General features: G+C 74.2%; 5 protein-coding genes and 1 pseudogene. 3 read left to right on the top strand and 3 right to left on the bottom strand.

From position 1 onward, the window contains the following. Window positions 1–45 precede the first annotated feature (45 nt). Entirely contained in the window at window positions 46–1,476 is a 1,431-nt protein-coding gene (locus ACFWEJ_RS26790) for an FAD-binding oxidoreductase (RefSeq protein ID WP_377232218.1), read from the bottom strand. A gap of 104 nt (window positions 1,477–1,580) precedes the next feature. Here ACFWEJ_RS26790 and ACFWEJ_RS26785 point away from each other — a divergent pair, with 104 nt between their 5' ends. Both ACFWEJ_RS26785 and ACFWEJ_RS26780 read left to right on the top strand, forming a co-directional pair. After that, entirely contained in the window at window positions 1,581–2,120 is a 540-nt protein-coding gene (locus ACFWEJ_RS26785) for a MarR family winged helix-turn-helix transcriptional regulator (RefSeq protein ID WP_377232217.1), read from the top strand. A gap of 97 nt (window positions 2,121–2,217) precedes the next feature. Continuing rightward, complete coding sequence (locus ACFWEJ_RS26780) at window positions 2,218–3,657, top strand: MDR family MFS transporter (protein WP_377232216.1); 1,440 nt, start codon at window positions 2,218–2,220, stop codon at window positions 3,655–3,657. A 3-nt stretch (window positions 3,658–3,660) separates the two neighbouring features. On the opposite strand, the gene ACFWEJ_RS26775 is transcribed toward ACFWEJ_RS26780, so the two are convergent. Beyond that, window positions 3,661–4,089 carry a MerR family transcriptional regulator gene (locus ACFWEJ_RS26775; RefSeq protein WP_377232215.1) on the bottom strand — a complete coding sequence of 143 codons (429 nt, stop codon included), beginning with the start codon at window positions 4,087–4,089 and terminating at the stop codon, window positions 3,661–3,663. A 62-nt stretch (window positions 4,090–4,151) separates the two neighbouring features. Here ACFWEJ_RS26775 and ACFWEJ_RS26770 point away from each other — a divergent pair, with 62 nt between their 5' ends. Further along, a complete protein-coding gene (locus ACFWEJ_RS26770) occupies window positions 4,152–5,096 on the top strand; it encodes an NAD(P)/FAD-dependent oxidoreductase (protein ID WP_377232214.1) in 945 nt (314 codons plus the stop codon). A gap of 303 nt (window positions 5,097–5,399) precedes the next feature. Here ACFWEJ_RS26770 and ACFWEJ_RS26765 read toward each other — a convergent pair. Beyond that, window positions 5,400–5,605 (bottom strand): annotated as a pseudogene (locus tag ACFWEJ_RS26765) (DNA primase); the annotation flags it as partial.

Here is a 5,605-nt window from a genome sequence, read left to right as displayed (position 1 = left end):
GTCAGACGCTCAGGTCACCCGGGTGACCTGAGCGTCTGACACGTCTCACGGGCGCACGTTGTGGTTGCTCGCGAACAGGTTGCCCGGGTCGTAGGCCCGCTTCACCTCGCGCAGCCGGGCCAGCGTCGCCTCGGGGTAGGCGTTGCGGACGTCCTGCTCCGTGGCGGTGGACATGAAGTTCACGTAGCCGCGCCCGCCGACGCCGAGCGTGTCGGCCGTCGAGGTGATCCACTCCCGCAGCCCGGCGAGCCCGTCGAGCGCCGGGGTCATGCCCTGCACCGTGACCATCCAGGCCGCGTCACGGTGCGCGAAGGCCGTGTCCGCCGGGTCGGCGTCCGCGATCGCGCCGCCCATGGGCCGCAGGTTCACGGCCGCGACGCCCGGCGGCGCCCCGAGCACGGCCCCGACGGCCGCGGTGGCCCACGCCTCGTCGGGCGCCCAGGCGCCGTCGCCGAGGAAACCGGTCCGGGCGTCGCCCGGCATGCCGCCCTCCGGGCCGCCGACACCCGCGAACATCTCGGGGTAGGCGATCTCCCCCACGCTGTCGTGCACGGGGGCGAGCGCGCGGAGCGGGGCGTAGACCGCCTCGGCCTGGTCCGCCGGGCCGGCGAAGCACACGAGCGCCATGACGATCGGCTTGCCGTGCGCCTCGGCGGGCAGCATCGGCAGCGGCGGCGCCACCAGGACGTTGACCATGCCGGACAGCTCGGCGGGCGCCTCGGCCAGTGCCGTCAGCACGCCCGCGAGCGTGGCCGGCTCGGCGGGCCAGACGAACATGCCCCCGGTGACCACCGGCAGCTCGCGCAGCCGCAGCTCGATCTCGGTGACGACGCCGAAGTTGCCGCCGCCGCCCCGCAGCGCCCAGTAGAGGTCGGGGTTCTCGTCGGCGTCGGCCCGGACCACCCGGCCGTCCGCGAGGACCACCTCGGCGCCCAGCACGTTGTCGACGGTGAGCCCGTGGGCCCTGCTGAGGTAGCCGATGCCGCCGCCGAGCGCGAGGCCCGTGAGGCCGACGCCGCCGGTGTCGCCGAACCCGGTGGCCAGGCCGTGCTCGCCGGCCGCGGCGATGTAGTCGCCGGCGAGCACGCCGCCCTGCGCCCGCCCGACGCCGGCGTCCCGGTCGATCTCGACGCCGTCCATGAGGCGCAGGTCCAGCACCAGCCCGCCGTCGAGCAGGCTGTGCCGGGCGAGGTTGTGGCCGCCGGCGCGCACGGCGACCGGCAGGCCTGCGTCGTGCGCGACGGCGAGCGCCGTGGCGACCTCGTCGGCGTCGCGCACGCGCGCCACCGCGGCCGGGGTGCGCTCGGCGCCACCCATGAACACGGCGGCGGCGTCGGCGAACCCGTCGGACGCCGGGGTGAGCAGGCGGTCGCCGAGGGCGGCCGCGAGCGGGGCCAGGGCGCGGTCGAGCGCCTCGGGCGAGAGGTCGGTGGTGCTGGTGGTGCTGGTTGTGCCGGGGGTGTCCTGCGTGGCCATCGTCGAGCCTCCGTGTCGGTACCGGATCTTCCAGGTGACAAACGTTAGGCATCTAAGGATTAGGCGTCAATGCATTTCGGGGACGACCGAACTATCCTGCGTCCATGCAACCAAGCGGACGGCCCGACGGCGATCCAGACGGCCCCGCTGCGGGGGTGAACCCGGGCCAGGCCGGCCCCGTGCCGGTCGCGGTGGCCATGTGGCAGTCCGTGCACCGCGTCATGCGGGCGTTCGACGCGCAGCTCTCCGAGCAGGGCGCGACCTGGCAGGTCTGGCACATCCTGCTCGCCGTGCACCAGGGCACGCCCGCCACCCAGCGCGAGCTCGCACGCGCCGTCGGCATCCGGGAGGCCACGCTCACGCACCACCTGCGCGGCATGGAGGACAGGGGGCTGATCGTCCGCAGCCGCCAGGAGACCAACCGCCGGGTGCAGCGCATCGAGGTCACCGCCGAGGGCGAGGCGCTCTTCCGCCGGCTCAAGGCGGAGGCGATCGAGTTCGACCGGACGCTGCGGGGCGCGATCGGCGCCGGGGAGGACGACGTCCAGGCGTTCTTCGCGACGCTGGGCCGCCTGGCCGACGTGGTGCCCGACGGCGGACGCGACATCCTTCCGGAGGGCTGGCCGGGCAACCGCCGGGACTGACCCGGCGACGCCGGGAATAAAACACCCGGCGACCGGGAATAGGCGGTGCCCCGGGCAACCTTGTACGTGTCGTGCAGCACACCCCGGAACCCCAGGCATGACCGCGACGTCCACCGGCACCACCGACACGCGGCTCGGCCTGCGCGGCGACCGTGGCCCGATCCTCGGCGCGCTCATGCTCGCCACGGCGCTCGTGGCGCTCGACGCCACGATCCTCGCCACCGCTTCGACCACAATCGCGCGCGAGCTCGGCGCGTTCGAGCAGGTCCCGTGGCTCTTCTCCGCGTACACGCTCGCCCAGGCCGTGACCGTCCCGGTGTACGGGCGCCTGGCCGACGTGTTCGGCCGCAAGCGCGTGATCCTCGCGGGCATCGCGCTGTTCCTGCTCGGCTCCGTGCTGTGCGCCGTGGCCTGGAGCATGCCGGCCCTGATCTGGTTCCGGGTGCTGCAGGGCCTGGGTGCCGGCGCGATCCTGCCGATGTCGATGACGATCGCCAGCGACATCTACACGCTCGCCGAGCGCGCCAAGACGCAGGGCTACATGGCCAGCGTGTGGGCCGTCTCCTCGGTGCTCGGCCCCACCCTCGGCGGCGTGTTCAGCCAGTTCGTGAGCTGGCGCTGGATCTTCTGGGTCAACGTGCCGATCGGCATCGTGGCCCTCCTGGCGATCTGGCTCAAGTTCCACGAGAAGGAGCGCGACGGCGAGCGCCAGCCCGTCGACTACGTGGGCGCGGTGCTGCTCACGGGCGGCAGCACGCTGCTGGTGCTCGGCCTGCTGGAGGGCGGCCACGCCTGGGGCTGGGCCTCGGCGCAGTCGATCGTCATCTTCGTCGCGGCCGTGGCGCTGCTCGTCGCGTTCGCCGTGTCCGCCCGGCGCACGGCCCACCCGATCTTCGACCTGCGGCTGCTGCGCCGCCGGGTGGTGGGCGCGTCGACCGCGGCGTCGCTGATGGTCGGCGTCATCACGCTCGGCCTGTCCACCTACATCCCGATCTACGCGCAGGGCGTGCTCGGCGTGGGGCCGCTCGTGGCCGGGTTCGCCCTCGCGGCGCTCACGCTCGGCTGGCCCATCGCGGCCACGCTGTCGGGCCGGGTCTACCTGGCGATCGGCTTCCGCTGGACCAGCACCATCGGCGCGGTGGTCGTCCTGGCCGGCTCGCTCCTGACCCTGCTGCTCGACGCCGACGCCGCCGTGTGGCAGATCTCGGCCGCGGTGTTCGTCATCGGCCTCGGCATGGGCCTGGTGGCCGTGCCCACCCTGCTCGCCGCACAGCACAGCGTGGGCTGGGGCGAGCGCGGGGCCGTGACCGCGACCAACATGTTCGCCCGGTCGATCGGCCAGGCCGTCGGCGTGGCCGCGCTCGGCGCGGTGGTCAACGCCCTGACGGTGGTCGGCGCGGACGGCACGCCCGAGGGGGCGGGGCTGGCGAACGCCATGCACCTGGTCTTCTGGTGCGTCGTGGCCTGCGCCGCGGTGATGATCGTGACGGTGCTGCTGCTCCCCCGCGACAACCCGAGGGTGACGCAGGCCGCGTAACGGTTACGCGGGCTGCGTGACGACGAAGCCCTCCCGCACCCCGTCGAGCACGTCCTGCACGTGCTTGCGGAAGCCGGGGCAGGTGGCGATGTCGTGCGCGCGGCACTGCAGCGCGTGCTCCGTCATCGCGCGGGACGCCGCCATGTCGGCCATCCGACGGTCCAGGTCGGCGATGTGCGCCTCCAGGACCTGGTGCCGGTCGTATGCCCCGGCGTCGAGCATGACGCGCACCTGCTCCAGCGTCATGCCCGCCGCCTTGCTGCGCACGATGACGCCCACGCGCACCACGTCGTCGCGCCCGTAACGCCGTCTCCCGGCACCGTCGCGCGCCGGGCGCAGCAGGTTCTCGTCCTCCCAGTAGCGCAGCACGTGGGTCTCCAGCCCGAACCGACGGGCCGTCTCGCCGACCGACCAGGTCTCGCTTGACTTCATGTCAACATGAAGTCACATCCTGGGGTGGTACCGCAAGACGTCCCGGGAAACGGAGCCCTGCCATGTCCGCCACAGAACCCCTGACCTCCTACGACGCCGTCGTGATCGGCGGCGGCCCCGCCGGCCTCCAGGCCGCGCTCACCCTCGGCCGGATGCACCGGCGTGTGCTGCTCCTCGACTCCGGCGAGTACCGCAACGCCACGGCCGAGCACATGCACAACGTGGTGACCAACGACGGCCGGCCCCCGGCCGAGTTCCGCGCCCTGGCCCGCGCCGAGCTCGCCGCCTACGCGACGGTGACCGTCCGCGAGGACGCGGCGACCGCCGTCGTGCCGGACGGCGACGGGTTCCGGGTGGAGCTGGGCGCCGACTCCGCCCCGGCCCGCGCCGTGGTGCTCGCGACCGGGCTGCGCGACACCCTGCCCGCGATCCCCGGGCTGGAGCCGCTGTTCGGCACCGTCGCCGCCGTCTGCCCCTACTGCCACGGGCACGAGCTGAGCGGCAAGCCCGTCGCGGTGCTCGGCAGCGGCCCGCACGTGACCCGGGTCGCGTTCCTGCTGGAGCGCATCGCGAGCCGCCTGACCGTCCTGGCCGACGACGGCGACCTCGACCCGGACACCCGCGCCCTGCTGGCCGACGCCGGGGTGGCCGTGCGGCCCGAGCCGGTCAAGGAGCTGGTGCGCACCGTCGACGGCGCGCGCGTCGTGCTCGCGGAGGGGCCGGACGAGGAGGTGGGCGGCATCTTCGTCGCGGCCGAGTTCGGTCAGCGCGCGCCGTTCGCGCAGCAGCTCGGCCTGACCCTGCTGCCGTCGGGCGCCGTCGAGGTCGACGCGATGGCCCGCACCAGCCTGCCCGGCGTGTTCGCGGCCGGCGACATGGCGCACACGTCGGCGATGCCGAGGCCGATGGCATCGGTGCTCATGGCGGCGGCGTCGGGCCAGCTGGCCGCCGTGTCCCTGGACGCGGAGCTGCTGGGCCGCGACCACCCGACGCCGTCGCCGGCCTGACCTCCGACAGGTCGGCAGCCTCCTGAGTGCGAGCCCGCGAGGTCGCCAGCCCCGCGAGGTCGCCAGCCCCCCGAGGTCGCCAGCCCCCTGGCGGGAGCGCACCAGGTCGGCACTCCCCTGGCCGGAGCCAGCCAAGTCGGCAGTCTGCGTCGAGGTCGGCACAGGGCTGTGCCGACCTCAATGCAGAGTGCCGACCTCGAGGCAGGCACCCAGGAGACTGCCGACCTCAGCACCAGCACCAGCACCCCAGAGAAGTGCCGATCCCAGCGCCAGCACCCCCAAAGAGCACCAGCAGCCCGACCCCTACGCGCTCTCGCGCAGCGCCCGGCGCTCGCTCTCGATCGCCAGGAGCTCGGCGAACGCGGAGTTGTAGGTCTCGGCGTCGGCGGGGTCGAGCCGCTGCAGGCGGCTGCGCGCGTCGTCGACCCGGCGCTTGTGGGCCAAGTCGGCGACGCGGCGCACCCCGCCCACCCCCAACCCCGCCACGGCGGCCACCCCGTCCTCCCGGG

The sequence above is a fragment of the Promicromonospora sp. NPDC060204 genome (assembly GCF_042728455.1).
Taxonomy (GTDB): domain Bacteria; phylum Actinomycetota; class Actinomycetes; order Actinomycetales; family Cellulomonadaceae; genus Promicromonospora.
Note: the sequence above shows the minus strand (reverse complement) of the source record. Positions and strands in the feature narration are given on the sequence as shown.

Excerpts from the sequence above, each read along its gene's own strand:
- ACFWEJ_RS26790 (WP_377232218.1), bottom strand. The coding sequence starts at position 1,476 with ATGGCCACGCAGGACACCCCCGGCACAACCAGCACCACCAGCACCACC.
- ACFWEJ_RS26770 (WP_377232214.1), top strand. The coding sequence starts at position 4,152 with ATGTCCGCCACAGAACCCCTGACCTCCTACGACGCCGTCGTGATCGGC.
- ACFWEJ_RS26780 (WP_377232216.1), top strand. The coding sequence starts at position 2,218 with ATGACCGCGACGTCCACCGGCACCACCGACACGCGGCTCGGCCTGCGC.
- ACFWEJ_RS26785 (WP_377232217.1), top strand. The coding sequence starts at position 1,581 with ATGCAACCAAGCGGACGGCCCGACGGCGATCCAGACGGCCCCGCTGCG.
- ACFWEJ_RS26775 (WP_377232215.1), bottom strand. The coding sequence starts at position 4,089 with ATGAAGTCAAGCGAGACCTGGTCGGTCGGCGAGACGGCCCGTCGGTTC.